The following is a 24,439-nucleotide window of genomic DNA, read 5'->3' as shown; positions in this document are numbered from 1 at the left end:
GAACTGGACATTCCCGATTAAAATCATCAGAAATCAGTTGCTGAGATGACTCAATCGTCCCCTGCAATGGTCTGATGACGATGTCCGGAAAACCGAAACGATCTTCGCATTTCTCAAGTGAACATGTGGCTGCGACTCGTTCCACCAAAACGCGGACGAGTGCTCAAGCGAAGCCGGGTGATTCTCAACAAGCGGCCTCGCTGCGGATCGATCAGCAGATTCAGTCGCTTCCCGATTGGCGCGGCGAGACCCTTGCAACTGTCAGGTCGCTGATTCACAAGTCGGATCCGGAGATCGTGGAAGAGTGCAAATGGGTCAAAGCGAGTCACCCTCTTGGTGTCGCGGTCTGGTCGCATGCCGGGATCGTCTGCAGCGGAGAAGTTTACAAAGAGACGGTCAAGTTGACGTTCCCTCGCGGAGCCGCTCTGGAGTCGACCACATCCCTGTTCAACGCCGGCTTGGGCGGATCGACTCGCCGTGCGATCGACCTTCGCGAAGGGGAAAAGCTCAATGCCAATGCGTTCCGCAAGCTGATTCAATCCGCTGTCGCTGAAAATTTGAAGGCGACAAAAGTCCCAGCGAAGAAGACTGCGAAAGTCGCAGCTGCCTCAAATTCTGTTCTCCCCGCGAAGAAGCAGGTCAGCGGGCCCGGGGAAGTCGTTCTCCTCTCTGGAGGAAATCCTCAGATCCCCAAAGGGGATGGCGATGCTCCCGTGCAGGCGTACATCGCTGCCATGCCCGGATGGAAACGTGAAATTGGAAAACTCGTGGATGAGATCGTCACCCGCACCGTTCCGGGAGTGCTCAAGGCGGTGAAATGGAATTCTCCTTTCTACGGAGTCGAGGGGCAGGGCTGGTTTCTCTCCTTCCACGTCTTCACCCGTTACGTCAAGTTGACGTTCTTCAACGGACTGTCGCTCAATCCCGTCCCGTCCGGTGGTACAGAAAAGAGCAAAGAGGCGCGATGGGTCGATCTGTATGAGAACGAGGAACTCGACATCGATCAGCTCACGGACTGGATCAGGCAGTCCGCTGCGCTTCCCGGTTGGAAACCGTGACAAGGCCACAGGCCCGGCGTTCGTCTGTCAGTGCCAATTTCGGTTGCAGCCAGCGTGCATCCGTGGAAAACTTTTCGCGGAAGGGCAACCCAAATTTCACAGATCCAACAGTTTCAAAATGGTAACGGGAAACGAAATCGGCCGATTTTTCACGTCAGTTTCCGGGCTGCGACCGATTTTCACCGAACCTGACCGGGAATTTCGGGCTCCGGAAGTTTTCCCTTTCCCCATCTTGCGAGATCTGATACCTTTCGCTGCCTTTTCAATTCCTTGGGAATTCTGAAGCCGTGTCGCGTCCGCAGCTGCGTTCACCCAGTGTGAAACGCCTGAGAAAGACGACAGCCGACCCGGTTTCCCCCGCCGTACTGGGCGAATTCCTGAACGACTGAAAAAAGCTCGGAGTGTAGCTCAGCTTGGCTAGAGCGCCTGCTTTGGGAGCAGGAGGCCGCAGGTTCGAATCCTGTCACTCCGACTGACAATCTGAGGTGGACCGTCGCAGGTTTCGCCGACACGGTTGCTGAGTTGTCTTGAGGTGCTTTGGGGTGTCTCGATACCGAAGGTGCCGTTGTCAGCTGGAGCGAATCTCACAATTGAGTGGCGTTCCGGCGGCGATAAGCGCAGCTTTCGAGCAATGAATCACCCAGAATCGACGCCACACTCCCCTGAGACAGGGGCTAAGTCTGTCGATTTTGCTTCGTTTTCGGCAATCTTTGGCTGTCGGCAGCACCGCAGCTTATTGTGGCTTGTCGACACACAGGTTGTCCCTCATCCACTGCTCGACGTTTTTGACTCTGATTCCGTGTTGAGCATTGAATGTCTGCTCCATCTTCCAGGAGACCCCGCGGCCTTCGGCAAAAACGGCCCGGTACTTTTTGAAAGTGTTCTCGGGATCTTTCGATAGTTCGTCTTTCAGAAGAGAGACGCTCCATTCTACACGCTGGAATTTTCGACCCAGTACAGATTCGACAATGTCTGCCAATCGCCGGTAAGTGATCGTATCGCCTGCCGTGTAGACGACCCGGTTCACAATCGGCGGTTCCGCGTCAAGAATCTCCGCCGTCAGCTCGCCAATATCCTCCGGCGTTGTCACTGTCACTGCAGTATCCCAACTGCCCAGGGCGTGCACTGTATTGTTCGCGAGTTCGACGACGCCAAACTCCGGGACGAAAAGGAAGCTGGTGAACATCCCCGTCGAAATGATGACCCATTCCATGCGATCCTGGGAGCGCAATAGATCTCGCACATCGAGTTGCTCGTCGAACAAATCCTGAGCACTGCCCCGGCCGATGATGTCGTAGTCGACGCCAAACTGCCATGGGAAGAAACGTTTCACGCCCGCATCGAGAGCCGCCTGGGCCTGCTTCAGTAAGATGCGGCGCCCGGTGACGAAGCCCGTGCATCCAATGACGGTGTGAAAGTCCTTGAACAAACCTGCCAGTTCGGCCTCGGAATTCTTCACAAGATCACCAGCGAGCAATTTCACGCCAAGCGATCGAAGTTCAGCGATGTCCCGTTGTTTGGCAGGATCATTGCTCGCGATGGTGGAGGGGCGGAGGAGAACAGTCAGTTCCCCGTCCGATCGCTGGATAGCGCGCCTGGATAAACTCCGCAGAACAGCCATTCCAAGTTCGCCCGCACCGAGTACGAGAATGGACTTTTTATCAGGCATGGTGGTCTCTCCGTGTAACGTCGAAGACCGGTTGCGATGTTGCACCGGAGGCGTTTGTGATATGTGATTTCCTACGGCGAGTTCGGACGCCAGTCATTGTACGCACGGAATTCCGGTTGGCGAATTGCCTGTCCGCAACCAGCCAAGGGGAAGGACAAAAGTCTCTGCGGATGCAGGATTTTCCAAGCTCACGCGGTTTCGCGGAGTCGAATCGTCCGTGTTGAACGGCGTGTGAGGGGCTTTCTTCAGGGCAGAGTCTGTCTGGCAAAGCGAGGTTCCGTGCCTGCAAACGGTCAGTTCAATGCGGGAGAAGAGGGTTGCAATTCGGGCTCCTGTCGCTTCAATGAACAGAGGACGTTGGAGTTGAGCGTGCACGGGGGTGGACGTCGATTTCCAAAGGGTCTGAATCGAGTTGGGTCTGCACCGAAAAGAAACGTGTTCACATCATGACGAATGCAAAGCGGATCCTGGGGTTGGTTTTCTTTCTCGCGGTTTGCCTGGGTGTCGGCGGGCTGGGAGCGATTGCGACAACCCCTCAGATCGATGGCTGGTATCGCACGCTGCAGAAGCCGTCGTGGAATCCGCCAGCGTGGGTCTTCGGTCCGGTCTGGACGACGCTCTATATCCTCATGGCGATTGCTGCCTGGCTTGTCTGGATGAAGAGCGACTCGAAGACTGCGAGACTTCCGCTGGGACTTTTCAGCGTGCAGCTGGCTTTCAATCTCGCCTGGTCCTGGATCTTTTTCTACCTGCGTCAACCGGGGTGGGCGTTTCTGGAGTTGGTTGCACTCTGGATTTTGATCGTGGCCACGACGATTTCGTTCTCCCGTTTCAGTAAGTTGGCAGCTGTGCTGATGGCTCCATACGTGGGATGGACGACCTTTGCCGGGGTCCTGAACTTTACTCTCTGGCGTCTGAACTCCTGATGGAGTCGTCAGATTCGACGGCAATTCTGAAGGGCCGGACGCGACGAGCTGTTGTGTTCGATCCGCACGAACGTTTGGGATCGTGGAAGTCCGGACGAAGCCATTCGTGGCAGTCGGGAAAGTTGCCAATTGCTTGCTGCGCAGGGGGGTGATACGATTTCAGAAGCGGCGTGCAGTGCTTGAATGCACGTCCAGTACAACCGAAACCCCTGATTTTCATGGATATTCGACAGAACCCTCTGTGGCTCAGCATCCCGAGCGGGCAGCTGTTTCACACCGAAATCCGCGTCAGTGTCTGGTATTTCCTCTTTGGTCTGGGGTTTTGCCTGACTTTGGGCTGGCAGGTCGGACTCGCGGTGACGGTTCTGTTGTTTCTCAGCCTGCTGGTACATGAGCTGGCCCATATTCTGGCCGCCAGGAAAACCGGCGGAAGCGGACATGAGATTCTGATCTGGCCGCTGGGAGGGCTCGCGTTTGCCAGCCCCGCGCCGACGTTTTACTCAGAGTTCTGGACGATCATTGCCGGGCCGATCTCAAACGGAATTCTCTGCCTGTGTTGCCTGCCGGTCGCGATGTCGTCCGACTCGGTTCGAGAATGCCTTTCGCTGTTGACCATTCCCAGGGTCGACCTCACTGCGGATCTGGCGAACGGGCTGTGTCTGCTCCTGTTGTCCATCAATTTCAAACTGCTGGTGCTCAATCTGCTCTTGCCAATTTTTCCGCTAGATTGCGGCCAGCTGATCTACAGCGCCGCGAAGATATACTGGGATCGGCAGACGGCAAAAATCGGCTCGTTGTGGGTGGGGATGGTCTGCTGCCTGCTGTTGCTGTTTGTGGCTTGGAGATGGGAATCGATCAACCTGATCGTGATGGGATTCGTGCTGATGATGATCTGCCAGTATGAGTTCATCGCAGCCCAGATCTCACGCTCGTTCGACGATTCCTTCATGGGTTACGACTTCTCTCAGGGCTACACCAGCCTGGAGGGAGGTGATGACCGGGAAGCCCGTCGCCCAGGCATTCTGGAACGCTGGCGCCGGGAACGTGCCGAGAAGAAACGGGAGCAGGAACAGCTGCAGAAGCTGGAGACGGAACGTCGGCTGGATGAGCTGCTGGAGAAGATTCACCAGCACGGGAAAGCTTCTCTCACCGCGGATGAACACCGCTTCCTGCAACGCGCGAGCAGCCGCTACCGCAGCCCGGGGAAAGAGTGACGTTGTTGCGGGAGATTCCTCGGTGCTAACCAATCTGTTGCGGAAATGCCAAAAAAAGTGGGCCGCAGAGGGAATCTTTCTCGCGCCGCCCGTTGAAAAGGCTGAAATCGAACGGGTCTGGGCGTCCTGCAAGACGGGGCTTTCGGATGATGTGCTCGAATTGTACTCCTATTGTGGTGGATTTGCTGAATACACTTTTGATAAAGAATTCGTCTGGTCGCTGTGGCCGTGGGAATGGCTGAAAAAGCGAAATGAGGAAAGTCAGACTCCAGGTGTCATGTTCTGCGATCACTCGATCGAAATCGTGACGTGGCGACTCCAGTACGAGAGTCCACAGCATTCCTCCGTTTGGGCATTCGAAGATCTTCGCGTGTCATCGACGCTGGAAGAGTTCTTCCAGCAGTATCTGACCGATCCTTGGAAGCTGCTTTGAATCCCGTCGTGAATCAGCTGAACAGGTCGAAAACAGGGTGATCAACCAAGAGACAATCCGAGCATGTCTTGAATTCTGCATTATTGATTCGACTTCGGCATCTGCTCACTCTGGCCAGATCGCACTTGCGACCCGCATACAATCAATATGCGTTCTCTCTCGACATCTTCGCCGTTCCTGACGATGATTCCCCACAGTCATGCCGGTCCGCACAGCGGACCCTACTTCTGATCTCGTTCCCAATTGGAAAATTCCCGTGCGCTGGTCACAGACATTCATTCCCACGATGAAAGAGGATCCTTCGGATGCGGAGGTTCCAAGTCATAAGCTGATGCTGCGGGCTGGGTTGATTCGTCAGCTGATGGCGGGAGCCTACACCTATCTGCCACTGGGATATCGCGCCATTCGCAAGGCGGAGGCCATCGTCCGGGAGGAAATGGACAAAGCCGGCGCCGTCGAACTCTTCATGCCTGCGTTGCAGCCGATCGAGCTTTTCGAGCGGACCGGGCGAATTGATTCCTTCGGAAACGTGCTGATCAAATTCAATGTGACACGTCGAGACCACAAGGTGGCTCTGGCGCTCGGTCCGACTCACGAAGAAGTGGTGACCGACCTGATCGCCCGCCACATCACCAGCTACCGACAGCTCCCCCTGACGGTCTATCAGATTCAGACGAAGTTCCGGAACGAGGAACGTCCGCGATTCGGCGTGCTGCGGACCAGCGAATTCCTGATGAAGGATGCCTACAGCTTTGCGACATCCGTCGAACAGCTGGATGATTCCTATCGCAAAATGTACGACGCGTATTGCCGGATTTTTTCACGGTGCGGACTGGAATACATTCCGGTGGAAGCTGAAAGCGGACCGATCGGCGGAGATGCCTCGCATGAGTTCATGATCCCTGCATCAAATGGCGAAGACAGCATTGTCCGCTGTCCTTCGTGCGGATACGCAGCGAATCTCGAACGGGCCGAAACCGGACGAGCGCGGTCCAGCCAGCTGGTCGCCGAATCGGAGATGAAGGCGATTGCCAAGCTGGACACGCCGAACGCCGGAAGCATCGATGCCGTCTGCAAGGTGCTCAAGTGCAAGCCGAACAAGATGATCAAAACGCTGATCTATCTGGCGGACGGGAAGCCGGTCGCTGTGCTGATTCGCGGTGATCATGAAGCGAACGAAGGGAAGATCCGCCGTGCTCTGGGGGCGAAGACGGTCGAACTCGCGGACGCTGCGACAATTCAGGCGGTGACCAACGCTCCGACGGGGTTTGCCGGTCCGGTTGGGATTCAATGTCCGATCATCGCCGATCACGATATTCCAAGCATCTCGGGCGCGATCACCGGGGCCAACGAGGTGGATGCCCATCTCATCAACGTGTACCTTGGCCGCGATTACAAGCTGGAGACGAATGCCGCTGGTGAACACCAGACGTTCGACCTGCGAAACGCGGCCGACGGCGATCCCTGTCCGAAATGTGCGACCAACATGGGATTCGTCCACGGGATTGAAGTGGGACACGTCTTCAAGCTGGGGACGAAGTACAGCGTCTCGCTCGACGCGAACTTCGTGGATGAAAAGGAAGAGCGTCACCCGATCATCATGGGTTGCTACGGAATCGGCGTGAACCGCATTATTGCAGGTCTGGCTGAGACGAAGCATGACGAAAACGGTCTGATCTGGCCGATGTCTGTTGCTCCGTATGAAGTGCTGGTGATTCCGCTGAATGTCACCGATCCGGAAGTGATGGGAGCGTCCGAGAAGATCTACGCCGACCTGAAGGAACAAGGGGTCGATGTTCTGATGGATGACCGGGATGCCCGTCCCGGCTTCAAGTTCAAGGACGCGGATCTGATTGGAATTCCGCTGCGGGTTGTCATCGGGGGCAAGAGCCTGAAGGACGGCGTGGCGGAAGTGAAGCTCCGGACGGAGAAGGATCCTGCCATGGTCAAACTGGTCGACGTCGTCGAACAGGTCAAAGGGATGGTCAACGCCGCCAAGCAGTCGGGGAGATGAGTCCCCGTCGTGGCAGAAGAGGCTGACGCGCTTCATCGCTGATGCAAAAAAAAGAGAGCCGGGATTCTGTTGGAATCCCGGCTCTTTCAGCTTCAAAGCATTGCGTTGGTCAGAAGTTCCTACTTCAGGAACTCGCTCGCTTCGTCCAGGAATTCCGGATACAGCGTCCGCATCGTGCCGACTGCTTCAGCCAGCGGGACAGCGACGATGTGCAGGCCACGCAGGGCGACCATCTTGCCGAAGTCCTTCTTGATGGCCAGACGTGCGGCGTGGATTCCCAGACGGGTACCGAGCACGCGGTCGTAGGCACTTGGGGAACCCCCACGCTGGAGGTGTCCGAGGGTGACATCACGAGTTTCAATGCCGGTCGCTTTTTCAATGATCTTGGCGACGCGGGCACCGATGCCCCCGAGCTTGATATGTCCGAAGTCATCGACTTCAGCATCCTTGGTGATGAAGTCCTGACCTTTGAGCTTGGCACCTTCGCTCACCAGGACGATTCCGTACTTCTTGCCGGCAGCGCGACGACGCTTCAGGCGATCGCACAGCTCTTCCAGATCGCACTCCTGTTCAGGAACGAGAATGGCGTCAGCTGCACAGGCGATTCCGGAGAAGCAGGTGATCCAGCCGGCGTGGCGACCCATCACTTCCACGACCAACACTCGGCGGTGAGATTCCGCCGTGGTCCGCAGGCGGTCGACCGCTTCCATCACGGTGTTCAGACAGGTGTCGAACCCGAAGGTGAAGTCGGTGCTGCTGAGGTCATTATCGATTGTTTTCGGGCAACCGATGGTCGGCAGCTGATAATCGCGGTACAGCTTGCTGGCGACTCCCAGCGTGTCGTCTCCGCCGATCGCGACGAGGGCGTCCAGCTTCAGCTTGTGGAACGTCTCCACAATCTGCTTAACCTGGCCTTCGTTCTTGTACGGATTGGTCCGAGATGATCCGAGAATTGTTCCACCCAGGTGCAGAGTTTCATCCGTCTGCATGGGATCGAGGGGAACGAAATTCCCTTCGATTGCGCCGCGCCAGCCTTCCAGCAGGCCGATCGTTTCACCGCCGTTATTGGCAATCGTTCGAACGACTCCGCGGATGACTGCATTCAGACCCGGGCAGTCCCCGCCCCCTGTCAGACAGGCGACTTTCATGTTCTTGCTCCAATATTGAAAAAGTGGTGCGAGCATTCGCACAAATGGATGGGGAACTTCACAAGACAGTCAAGTTCCCAGACGCACGCCCGCTGAGTGTTCATGAGACGCGACAGCTCAACTTATCCCGGTTCACGGGCAGCCGGCATTTCCGGGGGAAATCGTAAAGAGACACCCAGCGGCATTCAAGAGCGCTCCGGTTTCGGCGACCGGAACGAGACTTGGAGGCGCGAGCGGGGAGATCAAAGAATATTGATTCTTGCCACGAAGACGCGGTAGCACGGAGTTATAAACCGCGAATGACACGAATCATGCGAATTTCACACTTGTATCAGGCCGACTGAAACGCAGGGGATTGAATCAGAATATATTCCGATTTTGAAAAATGAAGACTTGGCTCGGAGGCGATCGCCGATCATTCATTCGTTCAATTCGCCTGATTCGCGGTTCTTACCTTTCCGTGCCTCGGCGTCTCTGTAGTGAACCGTATCGCCATCAGGGAGAGCTTCCCGGAGAGGGCAATTCAGCCATCCGCGGTCAGGATCGCCTTCGCTTCGGCCGCCAGGAAGAATGACCCCGTGATGCAGATCAGGTCGTCCGGTCGGGTCGTTGCCTGTGCTGTCGAAATCGCTTCTTGTGGAGTCTCGAATAGTCGCCACGGTTTGGTCAGGTGCCGGGCAGCGATGGCTTCCAGTTCCGCGAACTCGATAGCGCGGGGATTGTTGGTGAACCGGGTCAACCAGATCTCGTCCATCGATTCATTCAGAATGCTGAGCAGGACATCCGCTTCCTTGTCTCGCGAACTGGCGAAGATCGCAATACGGCGTTTCGCTGAAACCGATCGCAACGTTTCACACAGGGCAGTGATGGACGCGGGATTGTGGGCAGCGTCAACGACCGTCAGCGGGGCCCGGCTGAGAACTTCGACCCGCAGCGGGCAACAGGCGTTCTTTAATCCCTGCCGGATCGCTTCCTCGGGAAGGTTCACACCCCGTTCGCGAAGCAGCATTGTGACCGCGACCGCGAGGGCGCCGTTGCGAGTCTGATGTTCCCCCGGCATCCCGAGCTGCAGATTCTTCCAGTCGACTCCGAATCCTTTGAAGTCGAATGTGTAGTGAGCCGGCAGGTCTTGATCGCCGCTGTTGAGCGAATGCGGGTGATGATGGAATTCGACGCCCAACCGATACTGAGGAGCTGCATTGGCCAGTGCGATCTCTTCAGTCGCTTCGGCCGGATCAGAGTCGGGGACATTCGTTACGATCGGGATGCCCGGCTTGATGATGCCTGCTTTCTCACGGGCAATCAGCGCCAGAGTATTGCCGAGCAGACGCACATGATCGCGGCTGATACTTGTGATGACAGTGACGAGCGGACTGCAGACGTTTGTCGAATCGAGCCGACCCCCGAGGCCGACTTCCATCACCGCCAGATCGACCTGCTGGTCGGCGAAATACATCCAGGCGAGTGCGGTTGCGATTTCGAAGAAAGTCGGGTTCGCTGCCGGATGATCGGCAGGCAGAGCATCGATCACGCTGCGGAGTCGGTCGTACAGATCCGCGACTTCCCGTTGAGTGGGAGTTTTTCCGTTGATTGTGAATCGCTCTTCGAAGCGATCGACATGCGGTGAGGTGAAGAGACCAGCGCGGTGTCCGGCAGCTTCCGCGATGCGGGCAACCATGGTTGCAGTCGAGCCCTTCCCCTTGGAGCCGGCAATGTGCACGGTCTTCACGGACAGCTGCGGGTTTCCCAGAGCGGCCAGCAGTTCCCGCATCTGCGTCAGGCGGAAATCCTGCAGTGAGCGGGCCGCGTCCGGAGTCCGTTCGTAATTCAGCCGACCATACATCTCGTCGATGGCACGCTGATAACGAGCTTCATCGGACAGGCAGGAATTGACCTCAGGCACAGTCGGATCGCTCAACTGCAGACTCTTCAAAGCTCGGTATGTCGACTCATCGGGCGTGAAACTGCAGGAGGCCTGAGTTTCGGGTTTATCTCGCCGATGCAGTTCAATGTGATGTGGTTTGGACGGAAGTCAACAGCTGCGATCGATGGACATGGCCGGAAGCTGAAACAGAACATCCCGAGCAGCAGACGGCGGAAGAAGCTGTAGTTCACGTCGGGCCGCTTCGGCGCATTCGTAAGCTGTCGCCAGGGAGTCATCAATCGCTCCCTGCTCGCGAGCGTGACGGGCGATCTCCCGGCAATCTTCGTCCGAACCGCCCTCGAGATGTGCGACGAGTCGCTCCCGCAATTCGGGGGTGGCGTTGTTGAGCAGTCGAATGATCGGCAACGTCAACTTCTGCTGGGACAAGTCCGTTCCCAGCGTTTTGCCGACGGAGGATTCAATTCCGATCAGGTCGAGAACGTCGTCGGCGATCTGGAAGGCCTTACCGAGGTTTCGGCCGTAATTTTCCATGGCCGCCACGATTTCATCGCTGGCGTCGGCGTAACGGGCACCGATTTCACAGGCGACCGCACACAGCTCGGCGGTTTTGCCGTCGATGATGGCGAAGTAGTCTTCTTCGGTCAGAGACAGATTTCCGCGGCTGCGGGTCTGCATCAATTCCCCTTCGCAGACCCGATTGGTCGCCCGGCCGATCATGCGGCAGGCTTCCGCGCTGCCGGTGCTGGCAGCCAGATGAAACGCGTGTGTGAATAGGTAGTCCCCGTACAGCACGCTGGTCTGGTTGCTCCAGCGGACATGCACGGTCGCGACGTGGCGACGGACATCAGCGTCGTCCAGAACGTCGTCATGAATCAGCGTGGCTGTGTGAATCATCTCCACCACAGCTGCGAGAATCCGGTGGGATTCCGTCACCTTGCCGACGGCCTGAGCGGTGAGCAGGCACAGCAGCGGACGCAGACGCTTTCCACGGAAACGCCGGGTGTGCTCGTTGATATCGTGGACAAACGGATTTTCCGATGCCAGCTCCATCTCGAAACGCTGGTCCACATCCTCCAGGGCATCCCCCAGGATGAAGCGGGTTCGTTCGAGCAATTCATTCACATTCTGTAACTGGGCCATGACCAACCTTCAAAGTGCGCGGTCGTGCTGCTGCACGCCAACCGCATTCAATTGTGTCTTTTCACGGAGAAAATGGCCACTTTCCCCGCCGCATTTCTCCAGCAGGCGAATCCCGCTGATTTCCATGCTCCGATCGACTGACTTACACATGTCATAGATGGTGAGAGCGGCGACAGACACGGCCGTCAGCGCTTCCATTTCCACCCCGGTCCGTGCGTGAACACTCACGGATGACTCCAGCCGCAGCTGGTGATCTCCCAACACTTCAAACTCGATCTCCGCGCCGTCCAGACCGAGCGAATGGCACAGTGGAATGAGTTCCGCTGTTCGCTTTGTCGCCATAATCCCTGCCAGGCGAGCGACTTCTCTCACGTCACCTTTGGCGACTTTTCGGTCGAGAATGAGCTGCAGGGTTTCCGGACACATCGTCACAACCGCCTCGGCGCGGGCAGATCGCGCAGTGACATTCTTGGAGCCGACCTGCACCATGCGGGTCGCACCGGAATTGTCAAAATGAGTCAGCGGTGACATTGTTCTGGGTAACTGGCAGTTCAGTGCTATGTCGCTTCGATGAGCTGCTGCGGGGGACCCATACAGTCCCGGACGTTTCCGCCGGCCTCAAGTCTTCTGGCCCCTCTCAAGCGAGTCTGACACATGATAGATATTGTGGGGCATTCCGACACACCCCACAGCCTGAAGTTTTCGAAACGCAGAACAGGAAATTTTGATGCATATAATCAACAAGTCCTGATGAGAAGGGGACGTTGCTGATCCGCGTGGCGACTTCCTTCCGTCGTAGAATGCGGTGAAAGCTGAGTGAAAGGTGCACATCAGACGGGCAGGAAACTGGGGGCTCTCGGTAACGGAAGTGCTACGCGGCAGATGGATTGTGCCAATTTTTCAGCCCGCTGGGTGGCCGCTTCTTGGAGCCTTCTCTACCATTAGGGGAACTGATTTCCTGGAAAGTCCGGGCCTCTCAGCGACGTGATGGCTGGTGATGGCCAGAAGCCCTTGAGGAAGGAGTTTGAGGATGTCTCATCAAGTTCGCCTGATCGTTGCGGCTGCAGCCATGATCCTGACATCGACTGTGGCTGGGCCCTGGATGGGCGCTTCCCGGCTTCAGGCAGATGAGTCTGCTCCCGGAACTCGACTCGCTGCTGCAGGGGATAATCCATTCCCCGGGAAGTTTCCAGCTCCGAGTCTGGATGGGGGAACTGAATGGCTGAACACATCGGGCCCGATCTCGCTGCAGGATCTGCGTGGGAAAATCGTGCTGCTCGACTTCTGGACGTATTGCTGCATCAACTGCATGCACATCCTGCCGGACCTGAAGTACCTGGAGCAGAAGTATCCGAATCAGCTCGTGGTCATCGGCGTGCACTCCGCGAAATTCGATAACGAAAAAGAAAGCGAAAACATTCGTGAAGCGATCATGCGTTATGAGATCGAGCATCCGGTCATCAACGATTCCAACATGGTCATCGCCCGGAAGTACGACTTCAACAGCTGGCCGACACTGGTCTTGATCGACCCCGAAGGAAACTTTGTCGGTCGCCAGCCTGGCGAAGGAAATCGAGATCTGTTCGATCAGGTGATTGGCAAAATGGTGACTTATCACCGTGCCAAGAAGACGCTGGACGAAACCCCGGTGAAGTTCAATCTCGAACGGGCCAAAGCAGAACCGACCCCGCTGCGGTATCCCGGAAAGATCCTTGCTGACGAAGCAGGGCAGCGGTTGTTTATCACCGACAGCAATCACAACCGCATCGTCATCACCTCCCTGACGGGGGAGCTGCAGAAGATCATTGGCACAGGTGCGATCGGCGCCAAAGATGGCAGTTTTGATCAGGCCTCGTTCGATCACCCGCAGGGACTGGCACTGGTCGGCACCGATCTCTACGTCGCGGACACGGAAAATCACAAGCTTCGCAAAGTCGACCTGAAGAACGAGAAGGTCACGACGATCGCCGGGACCGGTGTGCAGTCGCATCTTCGGCCAGCACTGGGGGCAGCCCTTTCGACCAAGAAGACCCCTCTCAACAGCCCATGGGCGCTGCAGGAATTCAAAGGGATGCTGTACATCGCCATGGCCGGGCCGCACCAGATCTGGAGACATAAGATCGGTTCCGAGGTAATTACTCCACTGGTTGGAAGCGGCCGGGAAGACATCATCGACGGCACCTTGCAGGAGTCGGCTCTCGCCCAGCCGTCGGACATCGTCACGGACGGACAGGCACTGTACATCGTGGACAGTGAAGGCTCTGCCGTTCGACGCATCGAACTGGGAAATCCCGGCAGCGTGGTCACCGTGGTCGGACCGCATGACTTCCCGCAAGGCAGATCACTCTTCGAGTTCGGAGATATCGACGGCCAAGGGGATACCGTTCGCCTGCAGCATCCGATCGGACTGGTCTATCACGACGGCAGCCTGTATGTCGCTGACACCTACAACGACAAGATCAAGAAGGTCGATCCCCTCAAGCGGACTGCCGTCACGTGGCTGGGGACCGGCGAACGTGGCAAGGGGCTCGACCCGGTGCAGATGTCGGAACCGGCGGGTCTGGCGATCGCGGGGAACAAAATGTTCATCGCCGATACCAACAATCACCGCATTCTGGTGACGGATCTGCAATCCAAGGCGACGCAGGAACTGTTGATTGAAGGACTGACTCCTCCCGCTCCTGCCAAGTCCGCTGAAGAGGAGAACTTCACCGGCAAAGGGGTCGCAGTGCCAGCGGTGACCTTGGCATCCGGTGAGCCCGCCAAGGTGGAGATCAGCTTCGAACTTCCAACCGATCATCAACTCAATGAACTGGCCCCGGTGATTTATCAGGTCACCCAGTCAGAGGGAAGTCAACTGATTGATCCGGCTGCGCTCGGAAAACGGATGCGTGCCGAAAAGTCCGCGAAGACAGCGACTCTCTCTCTTCCGCTGACGGGAACTGCCGGGAGCGGTGAAGTCACTCTGACACTCACCTATCAGTACTGCAAGCACGGCACCGGCGGTCTTTGTCACTTCGGAACCCAGCAATGGAAGATCCCGGTGACGGTCGCAGATCAGGGAACGAGCGTCATTTCGCTGACGGCGAAACCGGGACAGTAACCTGACTGGACGTGTTTTCTCTTTCACTCGTTGTCGAAACAGAGTGAACGATCGAAGGCATGGTGCCGGGCAGTCGGCCAATGGAGCTGTTCGCTGGGCGCAGGAACACGGAACAGTCATGATGGATGCGTTGTCCGGTGCTCGCTCCACGCCTCTTGCGGGCTGCAGCGAGTTGCCTGACTGACTGCCGAGTCATTCTGATCTTCAGAGGAGATTTCATGTCGCGACTGAATCGCCGAACGTTTCTGAAATCAACCGCCATGGCTGGACTGGCGGGAACGTTGATTTCTCCTCGCATCACCCGGGCGGATGCCAACAGCAAGCTGAATCTGGCCGTTGTCGGAGTCGGCGGACAGGGCTGGGGCGATCTCAACGCGATTGCCGCCAGTCCCTATGTGAACGTGGTGGCGTTATGCGATATTGATGAATCGCCGCAGTTTATGGGACGTGCGGCTGAGAAGTTTTCCAAGGCGGAACGCTTCACTGACTGGCGGAAGCTTCTGGAACTCAAAGGCATCGACGCTGTCCAGGTCTCGACTCCGGACCACATGCACGCCCCGGTTTCTCTGGCTGCGATGGCACTCGGCAAGCACGTGTATTGTGAGAAGCCACTGACGCATACGGTTCAGGAGGCCCGGCTGATGCGTCAGGCTGCCGAGAAGGCCAAGGTGGTCACGCAGATGGGGAATCAGATCCATTCGCATGACTTCTACCGTCAGGCCACGCAGGCAGTGCATGACGGCACGATCGGCAAGGTGAAGGAAGTCTTTTCCTGGCGGAGCGGAGACCCGAGCTGGAGAAAGTGGACCGATCGTCTCCCCGGGAGCGATCCCGTGCCGTCGACCGTCCACTGGGACAACTGGATCGGCGTTGCTCCGGAACGGCCCTACAAGTCTGAATGCTATCATTCGTTCAACTGGCGGAACTGGCAGGACTTCGGGACCGGACAGCTGGGAGATTTCGGGTGCCATATCCTCGATCCCGTTTTCACCAGTCTGAAGTTGACCGCCCCCACTTCCATTCGTGGGCAGGCCCCGGAGATGAACAAGGAAGTCTGGCAAAACGCCTCGCTGGTGGAATACGTCTTCCCCGGCACGGAGTATACGGCCGGTCCGACGATCAATGTCACCTGGTGCGACGGCGCCGAAGTGAAGCCTCCGCGTGAAAAGCTCGGAATCCCGGAGAGTGTCGAACTTCCGACCGCCGGTTCCGTGCTGATCGGCGAGAAGGGATTTCTCGTCATCCCGCATGTCGCTGCTCCTCAGGTTTACCCGCAGGAAAAGTTTACCGACTACAAGTTCCCCACGCTGACTCCGCGGGATCATTACACCTCCTGGGTGGACGCCTGCCGGGGAGAGGGTGAAACGACATCACTCTTCAGCTACTCCGGTCCGCTGACAGAAACGGTTCTGCTCGGAACGATTGCCTGCCGACTCCCGGGTGAGTTGCTGAAGTGGAACGCTCCGGATCTCAAATTCACCGGCTCAGCAGCTGCCAACGACCTGTTGAGCAAGCCCTACCGTAAAGGGTGGGAACTGGCCAAAGTCTGAGCATTTTCGGGCGAAGACCTTTAGTCGAGCGAGCGTCTGCGGACGCTCGCTCTTTTCATTTCAGGATCGACTGCGTCCCTGAACCGGATACAGCGATGACCTTCTGACCATGAGGGTTTCGGTTCGTGTGCGTATGACCTGTTGCGCGAACAGGCACGATCCTGGAAATCTGCCTGTTCTCTCGGCACTGAAAATTCGCTTCGCGTCAGTTCGGATCTTGTAACTTGTTTTGTGACAATATGTTAAAAATAATTTTTAGAGAGTTTTTGTAGCTGGCACGAAGCTTGCCTTATGGTCAATCAGCAAAAGCGAGTGATGTATGACTGGGGGTGTGGCCGGAGCTGTCCTTGTTGGCCTGTTTCCGGGCGAGCGCCCACGCCCCCAGTCATCTTCACTCGCTTTTGTTATTTTCTGAAGCAGGTTTCGCCGGTCTCTTCCGGGTAAGTTTCTTCACCTGCAACTCGATTCCAGGGTCGATATGATTCGGCCATGAATACTCCTCAGTTGCGTGTCTGTTCGTTCGAAAGTCGTCGCCGTGATGAGATGTCTCGTCTGATCGAACGTTCCGGGGGACTTCCGACGATCGCCCCCTCGATGCGGGAAATCCGGCTTTCGGATAACGTGGCCGCCTTTGAGTTCGCCGACCGGCTGCAGGCTGGAAACATCGATGTTGTCATCTTCATGACCGGTGTGGGGACGGAAGCACTCTTCGCTGCCCTTGCCTCACAGCAGCAGGATGAATCGACGGGGACCGCCCTGCAGGAACGTCTGGTTGTTGCTCGCGGACCCAAGCCGGTTGCAGCCCTGTCGAAACTGAAAATCCGGGTCGACATCAAGGCTCCCGAACCCAACACCTGGCAGGATGTGGCTGCCGAGCTCGATCGTCAACAGGTGCAGCTGGAGGGGAAAGTGGTCGCGGTGCAGGAATACGGGGCCCCCAGTCATGACCTGTATGACTGGCTTGGGCAGCGAGGCGCCCAGGTCATCCCTGTCCCGGTCTACAAATGGGCCCTGCCTGAAGATCTCGAGCCGCTCCGACAGGCGATCCGGGCCACCATTGCAGGAGAGTTCGAGGTGCTCCTCTGGACGAGTGCGCAGCAACTCAATCATGTGCTGGAAGTCGCAGAGTCGATGGGGCAGAACGAGGAGTGGCTGGCAGCTGCCAATCGGTGTGTCGTCGGCAGCATCGGACCGACCGCCTCAGAGCGACTGGTCTCGCTGGGACTGCCTCCGGACCTGGAACCGAGCCATCCAAAGATGGCTCACCTGGCTCGGGAGACTCTTGCGTGCGCCCCAGAGGTGCTCGCGAAGAAACGTCCCGCAGCGACCCCCTGAATCACATTACGCAGTCTGGGTCTTCTGCTTTCGAGCAATCACCGCGTCGAGTTCCGCCCGCAGCTTCGGCAGGATCTCTTCATAGGTGTAAGCACCGACACTTTCCGGGCCCCGTTTGAGATTCACGTGATTCGGGCCGCACCAGAGTCCGAGATCGGCATCGTCCGTTTCCCCGGGCCCATTCACCCGGCATCCCATCACGGCAATGGTGATGGCATACTGCTCTGCGTAACGGGTCATCTCTTTGACCTGCTGAGCCAGTTCGATGAAGGCTTCGTTTTCAACACGCGAGCAACTGGGACAGCTGATGATGTTCAGCGAGTTGGTTCCGAAGTCGACGACGGAACGGACCCGCCCAGCTGCGATATCAGCAAGGATCTTGCGACCCGCTTCAATTTCTTCAGGCTTGCGGGAGTTGGGAACGGTCAGCGAAACACGGATCGTATCTCCGATTCCCCTGCTGATGAGCTGTTCAAAGGCGACGCGGGTTTTGATGATCCCGTCCGGAGGAAGTCCGGCTTCGGTCACGCCCAGATGCAGTGGCACGTCAGGACGCAGGGCTGCGAATCGCTGATTCACTTCGATGACGTTTCGGGGATCGGAATCTTTCAACGAGACGCAGTAGCGGGTGAAATCGAGTGAGTCGAGCAGTTCGCAATGTTCCGCTGCGCTTTCGAGCATGGGGGAGATGGAATCGTGCTCGTCGTACTTCTGCTTTTTGTCGGGGTCGACCGAACCGCAGTTCACTCCGACCCGCAAAGCGCAATCGTGATCACGTGCGATCTGTGCCAGGTAGCGAACCTTCTCCTGCCAGGGCTTTTCCCGCTCATGGTGGTACAGGTGTCCGGGGTTGTAACGGAGCTTCGCGACGTGTGGAGCGACGACTTCCGCCAGCCGATAATTTTCCTGTAGGTCGACGGAGAGATTCGCCTGAACCTGTCGGGCGATCTCGGCGAGGGCTTCCGCATCTTTCTTGCTGTCGACGGCAACCCGCACCACATCGGCCCCGGCAGCGACGAGGTCGTTAATCTGCCCGACCGTGGCGTCGATGTTCTGGGTGTGGGTCGCGGTCATGCTCTGCACCGCGATCGGCTGGCCGCCGCCAATGGTGACACTGCCGATGCGAACTGCGCGAGTCGGATTGCGGGGAAGTGTACGTTGCTCCACGTTCGAAAATCCTTTTCCGGGTGAGAAGCCCGGGCTCTTCGATTCAAATTCGAAGGGGAAGTCCGTCAGCGGACATCCCCTGAAAGTCCATCATAGTTTCTGAAACCGTTTTCGGGCAGTTCACATGCAATTCGGAATCCGGACCGCACTTTTCGGGAGAAATCAACTGAAAACATCGACGAATTTCCAGTTTTGAATTCTCCGCAAGTGGCCTCTTGTTTCGGGTCCCGCAGGGCGATAGGATCACTTACCGAAGCAGCTGATTCAGCGGTTTCGACAAACCTCTGCTGTGTACGATACCGGATCGAATTTTGTAGACCCGACTTCCTTCCCGCAGGGAACTGCATTGGCCTGGCAGCGTGTATATCCGCTCGTCTACCGCTTCGGCGGCTGACCAGCGGCTCCCACAATCCGAGCCTGTGGTGCCCACCTCAAACTGCGGGTCTGGACAAGACGATCCGCCGGCACGTTGCGGAGGTTTTTCTTTTTTTCGCGAACGCCGCATGCCTGCGGTTATTCACCTTCGTGTCGGTCTTCGCCCCGGCGAGGACGCCGGTATCTGGGTTGTCCGTGCCATCCCAGCTTGCGGTGCAGGGTGCCATAAAAGCTGTGGCCATGCAGTCGCACGAGTTGAAAACTCACATCGGCCTGACGCATCGTGACGCGGTCCCCCGGCAGGAATGGAACCTTCACCTGACCGTCGACCACCAGCATGACCCCCGGCGGAGCCTGCGGCACGGTCATCACATATTCAACGGTCGCACGATCGACGATGGGCCGAATCGTCAATGTGTGCGGACAGATCGGCGTGACCACAAACACCTTGAGATCCTGACGCAGAATCGGGCCCCCGGCCGACAGATTGTGAGCTGTCGATCCCACCGGCGTACTGACGATCAGCCCATCTCCGCTGAAGGTGGTCACCATCTCCCCGTCGATCGACAATTCGATATCGACCATCTGCAGCGAGGCCCCTGCCAGCAGGCTGACTTCGTTGAGGCCCAGGTAACGTTCCTCCGTGCCGTCTTCGTGATGATGCACGCACTCGTACATCAGGTGCGGGACAATATCGAACTCGCGGGCCTCGAGTTGCGGGACCAGCTTCGGGATATCCTCAGGAGAAGAATCGGCGAGAAATCCGAGTCGGCCCAGATTCACCCCCAGGATGGGAATCTGATGAGATCCGAAGGCCCGGCAGGCGCGCAGGATCGACCCGTCTCCACCCAGGACAACAGCAATTTCGGCGTCGCCCCAGGGAGTCGGATCCGAGTCTTCCGTGTAAACATGAATCAGGTCAATACCGGGTCGCTGATTCAGTCGTTCCTTCAGCGACTCCAGTGTGTTCTGGACGCTGGCGCGCGGGTCGCCTGCAATGAGAATCACTCGCAGCGGGGGCTGGGCCATATACTCCTCGGTCGAGCGATGATCAGGGTGGCATGCACAAAGATTGAGAAGGCCGTCGGGGTCAGCAGCGAAGAATACCACACCCGAGCGAGTTCAGACTATCGAGTCTGAGAGAACAGCCAGTCCCAGACGAGTCGGTTCTCCGCGGTCGCTGTCCAGCTGTTGTGGCCAACCCTTGGGTACTCGGTGTAAATGGGTCTGCCTCCGGCCGATTTCAGGGCGTCAACCATTTCGCGGGATCGATGCACTTTCACCACCGTATCCTCATCTCCGTGAAAGGCCCAGACGGGGACATCCTTCATCTTCGAGGCGAATGCCGGATCGCCCCCTCCGCAGATGGCGATGGCGCCTGCCCATCTGTCGGGTTCCCGCTGCAGCAGGTCCCAGGTTCCGAACCCTCCCATGGAAAGGCCTGTTGCGTAAAACCGGTCTTGGTCCATCGATTCGTTGTCACGCAGTGAATTCAGCAGCTCGATGACCAGCTCCAAAGTCACCGAGGGATTTTCCGGCATCGTATGGCTGTCGGCAGACCAGGGGACATCGACCCACTGGTGGTCGACGGGACACTGAGGGGCGATCACAAACGCAGGGTGACGCGATCGGGTGTCGGGCTTCGCGAGCTCTCGGGCGACATGAACCAGCTGCGACTGGTTGTCATCGCCTCGTTCTCCCGCGCCGTGCAGAAACAGGACGACGGGATATCGAACTCCCGGTTCGACGACGGCGGGGCGCAGCAGGCGATAGGGGAGGGTTCTGCCGGATGCAGATGTGAAGGTCTGTTTTTCGAAGGGGTCCGGGTTGTCCTCACCGCATACAGGCATTGCCCAGCTTCCCATGATGATCGTTGCCAAGAAGAAAAACGTCGTCCGTCCTGCCGGCTGTTTTTTCGTCACGCGAATTCCTTCATGGAGATTTCCAGAATGAGTTCAGCAGAACCGGCCACCGCTTTCTGCCCCGGGCTGATTTTTACAGACTGCGCGGCAAGACAGCGAGTTGACGGGGCAAGAATCTCGGGCGGCTGCATGGATCCGTCATTCGAACGCGACGATTTTCAATTCGATCAGACGGAGCAGGGCCTTCCAGACGTCATCGGCCAGGTGGGGATGCAGATGGGCAAAGAGGCTGGAAACTTTCAGTGAGCCTTCCTCCAGCATCTGGACGAGTTCCAGCAGGTGACCATTGAGAACGGCCGTCTGGACTTCCCGGCCGACCTGATAGAACAGGGCACACGCGGGGACTTCGCTTTCCGGGTTGAGCAGAACCCGAGTCTGGAAGGTTGCCCAGACATGCACTGGGTTCAGACGGAGAGTGACCTTGGAGCGGCGGGTCAGGGTGGGGATCTGCGTCTGGGATTTTTTCAGCAACTCCGTGAATCTGGCGTGCGCCAGCCGCTTCTGAAGGGCTGCGGTCTCGACAGCCCGGTGGGCATACAGGCACAGGACCAGATCACGCTGTTCGGGGTCGATCTGCTCGTGTTCTTCAATCCAGCCGACAAAGCGCTCCGCTTCGTGTTCGACGGACTTCGCGGGAGGGACAGACTGAATGAAGTCGCCGATCAACTGCTCCAGAAGGTCGGATTGATCTTCCACGCAGTCGGGCATCATGTGGTAGGAGAGCGAGGATGCGGGCAGAAAATCTGCTTCAACGCTCCTTGTGAGTTCCAGAGAGTCGCAGTCTGAAAACGCCTTCGAGGAATGGCGTGTCGATTGTGGGTGCGAGTAGAGGCGAAGTTGATGGGGCACATGGCAGTTCATCATGGCGAGGGGCTCCTGATGCATCATGGCTCTCGTTCGCTGGGGGAGTTTCAGGGGGCTTGCTGGGTGTTCTGTCTTAAGGTGCCGCGGCGGAGCAGGAACGTGACGGGCAATACGCCTGCCCCGCACACGGCACCAGGTATCGAGCCTGCCTGGAGGCAGGAGAGACTGCATTCTTAAGGTTGAAAATCGCCCGGCCGGTCTCACGCTGAGGAGTCTGGTGGTCGATTCGTGCCAGAAAGAATTTGCAGGTCCGATGCCACTTGCTTTGGCGAGCCGTGTTTCTGCGGTAATTAATGCTGTGGAATTGACTTATGGAAACTGAGTCGTGCAGGGTGGGAGTCTGCTGCGATGTCGGGTTGATTTTCAGGGTTATCAAAATGACTACACTTGAGGTGTTGAAGGGCTTTCCCTTGGAGAATCCGCAGCTTGAAAGCATCTTTTCATCCTGATACGGTCAACGCCTCAGCAGAAAAGACGGAATACGCCGATCTTCGGCTCCTCTCGCTTACGGTAAGAAAGTTCTGACAATGTATAATGTTACGCTCATTCCTGGAGACGGTGTCGGCCCGGAAATCACAGAAGCCACACGTCGCTGTATCGATGCCACCGGTGTCAAAATCGACTGGGACGTTCAGGAGTGCGGGATCGAGGTCATTGAGAAAGAGGGGAAGGTTCCCGACCGCGTGCTGGCGTCGATCAAAAAGAACGGCGTCGCTCTGAAGGCTCCGATCACAACTCCGATCGGAAAAGGGTTCCGAAGCGTGAACGTGTACCTGCGACAGGAGCTCAACCTGTTCGCCTGCGTTCGACCCTGCAAGCAGTACAAAGGTGTGCGGACCTTCTTTGAACACGTCCCCGTCGACCTGGTGCTGATCCGTGAAAATACGGAAGACCTGTATGCCGGTGTGGAGTTTCAGGCTGGAGCCGAGAAGACGGCACAGCTGATCAAGACCATCAATGAGTTCGCCACCGGCAAGAAGATCGGGACCCGTCCGGACAAGACCGGGATCAGCATCAAGCCGATGTCTTATGAAGGGACGCGCCGCATTGCCGACTACGCCTTCCAGTATGCCCACAAGCATGACCGGAAGTCCGTCAGCTCGGTCTGCAAAGCGAACATCATGAAGTACACCGACGGCCTGTGGTACGACGAGACCCGGGCAGTGGCTCTGGCCTACGGTGCGAAGTTCGAATGGCCCAATCTGGCTGAAGGAGTCGCACCCGATGCTGAACTGGTCGGCAAGGTTCCTGATCTCGGCGGCAAGGTCGAGTACACCGAACGTCTGATCGACAACATGTGCATGCAGCTCGTGCAGAAGCCCGAACTGTACGACGTCATTCTGACCTCGAATCTCTACGGAGATATTCTGAGCGATCTGTGTGCAGGACTCGTCGGCGGACTCGGAGTTGCTCCAGGAGCCAATATCGGAACCGAAGGGGCCGTCTTCGAAGCGACCCACGGAAGCGCTCCCAAGTACAAGGGGCAGAACAAGGTCAACCCGACAGCTCTCATCCTGTCCGGCCGTATGATGCTGGAACACCTGGGTGAAAAGGAAGCGGCCGCCAAACTGGATCGCGCCGTCGCTGCTGTGATCGCTGAAGGGAAAGACGTCACCTACGACATGAAGGACAACCGCAACGATCCGACCGCTGTCGGGACGCTGCAGATGGCCGAAGCAATCTGCAAGAAGATGCAGGCCGAGTAATTTCTCCTTGATGCCAGGGAAAACGCCGGGAGACAATCCCGGCGTTTTCATGCGCACACTTGACGGATGTCCTGAAATCGCGGGATCATCAAAGCTGAGAACATCATCCGCGCCGACATCTGCGAGTTGTCAGGCGATACCTCTCTCCGTGGGGAACATCTCATGTCGTGCGTACGCTCGAAGATGTCAGTCTGTGCGTTTGCGATTGCAGCGCTTGTCGTCACAGCCGCCGCCTGGGCGTTCGACGAATGGAAAAGCAACATTGCCTGGGAAGAGCCGAAAGTCGTCACCCCGGGGACTGGCAGCGCCCCTCCTTCAGACGCGATTGTGCTCTTGGACGGCAAGCATCTGGACGCCTGGGAGAATGTTCAGAACTGGACATTTCAGGACGGTTACGGCATCGCAGGAAGTGCCGTTGCAACGAAGCAGAAGTTCGGGGACTGCCAGCTGCATCTGGAGTTCGCTACTCCAGAGAAGGTCTCCGGAAGCGGTCAGGGCCGTGGGAATAACGGTGTCTACCTGATGGGGAGATATGAGCTGCAGATTCTGGATTCGTACGAGAATCCGACTTATTTCGATGGCCAGTGCGGCTCTATCTACAAGCAGCATCCCCCGTTGGTTAATGCCTGTCGGAAGCCCGGGGAATGGCAGACCTATGACATCTTCTTCACCGCACCGAGATTCAATGCTGATGGCACTCTGGAATCACCTGCAGCAATGACGGTCCTGCAGAACGGGGTTCTGATTCAGAATCATTTTCAGTTGCTGGGGGCGACAGCCTGGGACAAGGCCCCCGAGTACCATGCACATGGACTCCGCGAGTCATTGCAGCTGGGCTATCATGGCAACCCGGTCCGGTTTCGAAACATCTGGATCCGGGATCTGCTGCCCGCTGAGGATCAGGCAGCAGCGCCGAAGAGCTGAACACAC

19 protein-coding genes, 1 tRNA gene and 1 other RNA gene are annotated in these 24,439 nt (G+C 57.4%); 12 read left to right on the top strand and 9 right to left on the bottom strand.

Translation table 11 applies throughout. The features are described from left to right. Window positions 1-125 precede the first annotated feature (125 nt). Together SH661x_RS00200 and SH661x_RS00195 are read left to right on the top strand one after the other, a co-directional pair. Window positions 126-1,058: a DUF1801 domain-containing protein gene (locus tag SH661x_RS00200; protein ID WP_437226841.1), complete on the top strand. Its 933-nt coding sequence runs from the start codon at window positions 126-128 to the stop codon at window positions 1,056-1,058. A gap of 397 nt (window positions 1,059-1,455) precedes the next feature. Next, a tRNA-Pro gene (locus tag SH661x_RS00195) sits at window positions 1,456-1,530 on the top strand. Between the two features lie 261 nt (window positions 1,531-1,791). On the opposite strand, the gene SH661x_RS00190 is transcribed toward SH661x_RS00195, so the two are convergent. After that, window positions 1,792-2,727, bottom strand: a complete 936-nt coding sequence (locus tag SH661x_RS00190; RefSeq protein ID WP_437226839.1) for an aromatic alcohol reductase — start codon at window positions 2,725-2,727, stop codon at window positions 1,792-1,794. A gap of 446 nt (window positions 2,728-3,173) precedes the next feature. On the opposite strand from SH661x_RS00190, the gene SH661x_RS00185 reads away from it, so the two are divergent. The 4 genes from SH661x_RS00185 (at window position 3,174) to SH661x_RS00170 (ending at window position 7,314) form a co-directional block, all read left to right on the top strand. Beyond that, window positions 3,174-3,653, top strand: coding sequence for a TspO/MBR family protein (locus SH661x_RS00185; protein ID WP_437226836.1), 480 nt, complete (start codon window positions 3,174-3,176; stop codon window positions 3,651-3,653). 218 nt (window positions 3,654-3,871) lie between these two features. Further along, a complete protein-coding gene (locus SH661x_RS00180; RefSeq protein ID WP_437226834.1) occupies window positions 3,872-4,867 on the top strand; it encodes a site-2 protease family protein in 996 nt (331 codons plus the stop codon). 22 nt (window positions 4,868-4,889) lie between these two features. Further along, a complete protein-coding gene (locus SH661x_RS00175; protein WP_437226832.1) occupies window positions 4,890-5,300 on the top strand; it encodes a hypothetical protein in 411 nt (136 codons plus the stop codon). Between the two features lie 256 nt (window positions 5,301-5,556). Further along, window positions 5,557-7,314 (top strand): proline--tRNA ligase, encoded by a 1,758-nt coding sequence (locus tag SH661x_RS00170; RefSeq protein WP_437226829.1) that lies wholly within the window; start codon window positions 5,557-5,559, stop codon window positions 7,312-7,314. Window positions 7,315-7,433: 119 nt separating this feature from the next. Here the strand turns inward: SH661x_RS00170 and SH661x_RS00165 are convergent, their stop codons facing one another. The 4 genes from SH661x_RS00165 to moaC all read right to left on the bottom strand — a co-directional run bounded on the left by SH661x_RS00165 (window position 7,434) and on the right by moaC (window position 12,018). Further along, complete coding sequence (locus SH661x_RS00165; protein WP_437226826.1) at window positions 7,434-8,462, bottom strand: 6-phosphofructokinase; 1,029 nt, start codon at window positions 8,460-8,462, stop codon at window positions 7,434-7,436. Between the two features lie 523 nt (window positions 8,463-8,985). Further along, entirely contained in the window at window positions 8,986-10,380 is a 1,395-nt protein-coding gene (locus SH661x_RS00160) for a bifunctional folylpolyglutamate synthase/dihydrofolate synthase (protein WP_437226824.1), read from the bottom strand. 114 nt (window positions 10,381-10,494) lie between these two features. Beyond that, a complete protein-coding gene (locus SH661x_RS00155) occupies window positions 10,495-11,487 on the bottom strand; it encodes a polyprenyl synthetase family protein (RefSeq protein WP_437226822.1) in 993 nt (330 codons plus the stop codon). 9 nt (window positions 11,488-11,496) lie between these two features. After that, window positions 11,497-12,018 (bottom strand): cyclic pyranopterin monophosphate synthase MoaC, encoded by a 522-nt coding sequence (moaC, locus tag SH661x_RS00150; RefSeq protein ID WP_437226820.1) that lies wholly within the window; start codon window positions 12,016-12,018, stop codon window positions 11,497-11,499. A 499-nt stretch (window positions 12,019-12,517) separates the two neighbouring features. Here moaC and SH661x_RS00145 point away from each other — a divergent pair, with 499 nt between their 5' ends. The 3 genes from SH661x_RS00145 (at window position 12,518) to SH661x_RS00135 (ending at window position 17,475) form a co-directional block, all read left to right on the top strand. Continuing rightward, a complete protein-coding gene (locus SH661x_RS00145) occupies window positions 12,518-14,590 on the top strand; it encodes a thioredoxin-like domain-containing protein (protein ID WP_437226818.1) in 2,073 nt (690 codons plus the stop codon). Window positions 14,591-14,808: 218 nt separating this feature from the next. Continuing rightward, the gene (locus SH661x_RS00140; protein ID WP_437226816.1) at window positions 14,809-16,140 is read left to right on the top strand and encodes a Gfo/Idh/MocA family oxidoreductase; all 1,332 of its coding nucleotides are present in this window, start codon (window positions 14,809-14,811) and stop codon (window positions 16,138-16,140) included. Window positions 16,141-16,629: 489 nt separating this feature from the next. After that, window positions 16,630-17,475, top strand: a complete 846-nt coding sequence (locus SH661x_RS00135) for a uroporphyrinogen-III synthase (protein WP_437226814.1) — start codon at window positions 16,630-16,632, stop codon at window positions 17,473-17,475. 6 nt (window positions 17,476-17,481) lie between these two features. Here the strand turns inward: SH661x_RS00135 and ispG are convergent, their stop codons facing one another. Then, window positions 17,482-18,642 carry a (E)-4-hydroxy-3-methylbut-2-enyl-diphosphate synthase gene (gene ispG, locus SH661x_RS00130; RefSeq protein WP_437226812.1) on the bottom strand — a complete coding sequence of 387 codons (1,161 nt, stop codon included), beginning with the start codon at window positions 18,640-18,642 and terminating at the stop codon, window positions 17,482-17,484. Window positions 18,643-18,920: 278 nt separating this feature from the next. Between ispG and ssrS the strand changes: the two genes are divergently transcribed. Further along, window positions 18,921-19,124: non-coding RNA, 6S RNA (gene ssrS, locus SH661x_RS00125), on the top strand. A 31-nt stretch (window positions 19,125-19,155) separates the two neighbouring features. On the opposite strand, the gene SH661x_RS00120 is transcribed toward ssrS, so the two are convergent. From SH661x_RS00120 to SH661x_RS00110, 3 genes are all read right to left on the bottom strand, one after another. Next, on the bottom strand, window positions 19,156-20,046 hold the full coding sequence (locus tag SH661x_RS00120) for an NAD(+)/NADH kinase (RefSeq protein WP_437226809.1): 891 nt from the start codon (window positions 20,044-20,046) through the stop codon (window positions 19,156-19,158). 98 nt (window positions 20,047-20,144) lie between these two features. Next, window positions 20,145-20,939 (bottom strand): alpha/beta hydrolase-fold protein, encoded by a 795-nt coding sequence (locus SH661x_RS00115; protein ID WP_437226806.1) that lies wholly within the window; start codon window positions 20,937-20,939, stop codon window positions 20,145-20,147. A 138-nt stretch (window positions 20,940-21,077) separates the two neighbouring features. Continuing rightward, window positions 21,078-21,827 carry a hypothetical protein gene (locus SH661x_RS00110; protein WP_437226804.1) on the bottom strand — a complete coding sequence of 250 codons (750 nt, stop codon included), beginning with the start codon at window positions 21,825-21,827 and terminating at the stop codon, window positions 21,078-21,080. Between the two features lie 503 nt (window positions 21,828-22,330). Here SH661x_RS00110 and SH661x_RS00105 point away from each other — a divergent pair. Together SH661x_RS00105 and SH661x_RS00100 are read left to right on the top strand one after the other, a co-directional pair. Then, window positions 22,331-23,509: an isocitrate/isopropylmalate dehydrogenase family protein gene (locus SH661x_RS00105; RefSeq protein ID WP_437226802.1), complete on the top strand. Its 1,179-nt coding sequence runs from the start codon at window positions 22,331-22,333 to the stop codon at window positions 23,507-23,509. Between the two features lie 162 nt (window positions 23,510-23,671). Next, window positions 23,672-24,433, top strand: a complete 762-nt coding sequence (locus SH661x_RS00100; protein WP_437226800.1) for a 3-keto-disaccharide hydrolase — start codon at window positions 23,672-23,674, stop codon at window positions 24,431-24,433. The last annotated feature ends 6 nt before the right edge of the window (window positions 24,434-24,439 follow it).

It is taken from the genome of Planctomicrobium stercoris (assembly GCF_051465655.1).
GTDB lineage: Bacteria > Planctomycetota > Planctomycetia > Planctomycetales > Planctomycetaceae > Planctomicrobium.
This window is presented reverse-complemented; position numbering and strand designations above follow the sequence as displayed.

Bases quoted from the DNA above. Each gene is read 5' to 3' on its own strand.
- SH661x_RS00190 (WP_437226839.1), bottom strand. From the start codon at position 2,727: ATGCCTGATAAAAAGTCCATTCTCGTACTCGGTGCGGGCGAACTTGGA.
- SH661x_RS00185 (WP_437226836.1), top strand. From the start codon at position 3,174: ATGACGAATGCAAAGCGGATCCTGGGGTTGGTTTTCTTTCTCGCGGTT.
- SH661x_RS00180 (WP_437226834.1), top strand. From the start codon at position 3,872: ATGGATATTCGACAGAACCCTCTGTGGCTCAGCATCCCGAGCGGGCAG.
- SH661x_RS00165 (WP_437226826.1), bottom strand. From the start codon at position 8,462: ATGAAAGTCGCCTGTCTGACAGGGGGCGGGGACTGCCCGGGTCTGAAT.
- SH661x_RS00155 (WP_437226822.1), bottom strand. From the start codon at position 11,487: ATGGCCCAGTTACAGAATGTGAATGAATTGCTCGAACGAACCCGCTTC.
- moaC (WP_437226820.1), bottom strand. From the start codon at position 12,018: ATGTCACCGCTGACTCATTTTGACAATTCCGGTGCGACCCGCATGGTG.
- SH661x_RS00145 (WP_437226818.1), top strand. From the start codon at position 12,518: ATGTCTCATCAAGTTCGCCTGATCGTTGCGGCTGCAGCCATGATCCTG.
- SH661x_RS00140 (WP_437226816.1), top strand. From the start codon at position 14,809: ATGTCGCGACTGAATCGCCGAACGTTTCTGAAATCAACCGCCATGGCT.
- SH661x_RS00135 (WP_437226814.1), top strand. From the start codon at position 16,630: ATGAATACTCCTCAGTTGCGTGTCTGTTCGTTCGAAAGTCGTCGCCGT.
- SH661x_RS00120 (WP_437226809.1), bottom strand. From the start codon at position 20,046: ATGGCCCAGCCCCCGCTGCGAGTGATTCTCATTGCAGGCGACCCGCGC.
- SH661x_RS00110 (WP_437226804.1), bottom strand. From the start codon at position 21,827: ATGATGCATCAGGAGCCCCTCGCCATGATGAACTGCCATGTGCCCCAT.
- SH661x_RS00105 (WP_437226802.1), top strand. From the start codon at position 22,331: ATGTATAATGTTACGCTCATTCCTGGAGACGGTGTCGGCCCGGAAATC.
- SH661x_RS00100 (WP_437226800.1), top strand. From the start codon at position 23,672: ATGTCGTGCGTACGCTCGAAGATGTCAGTCTGTGCGTTTGCGATTGCA.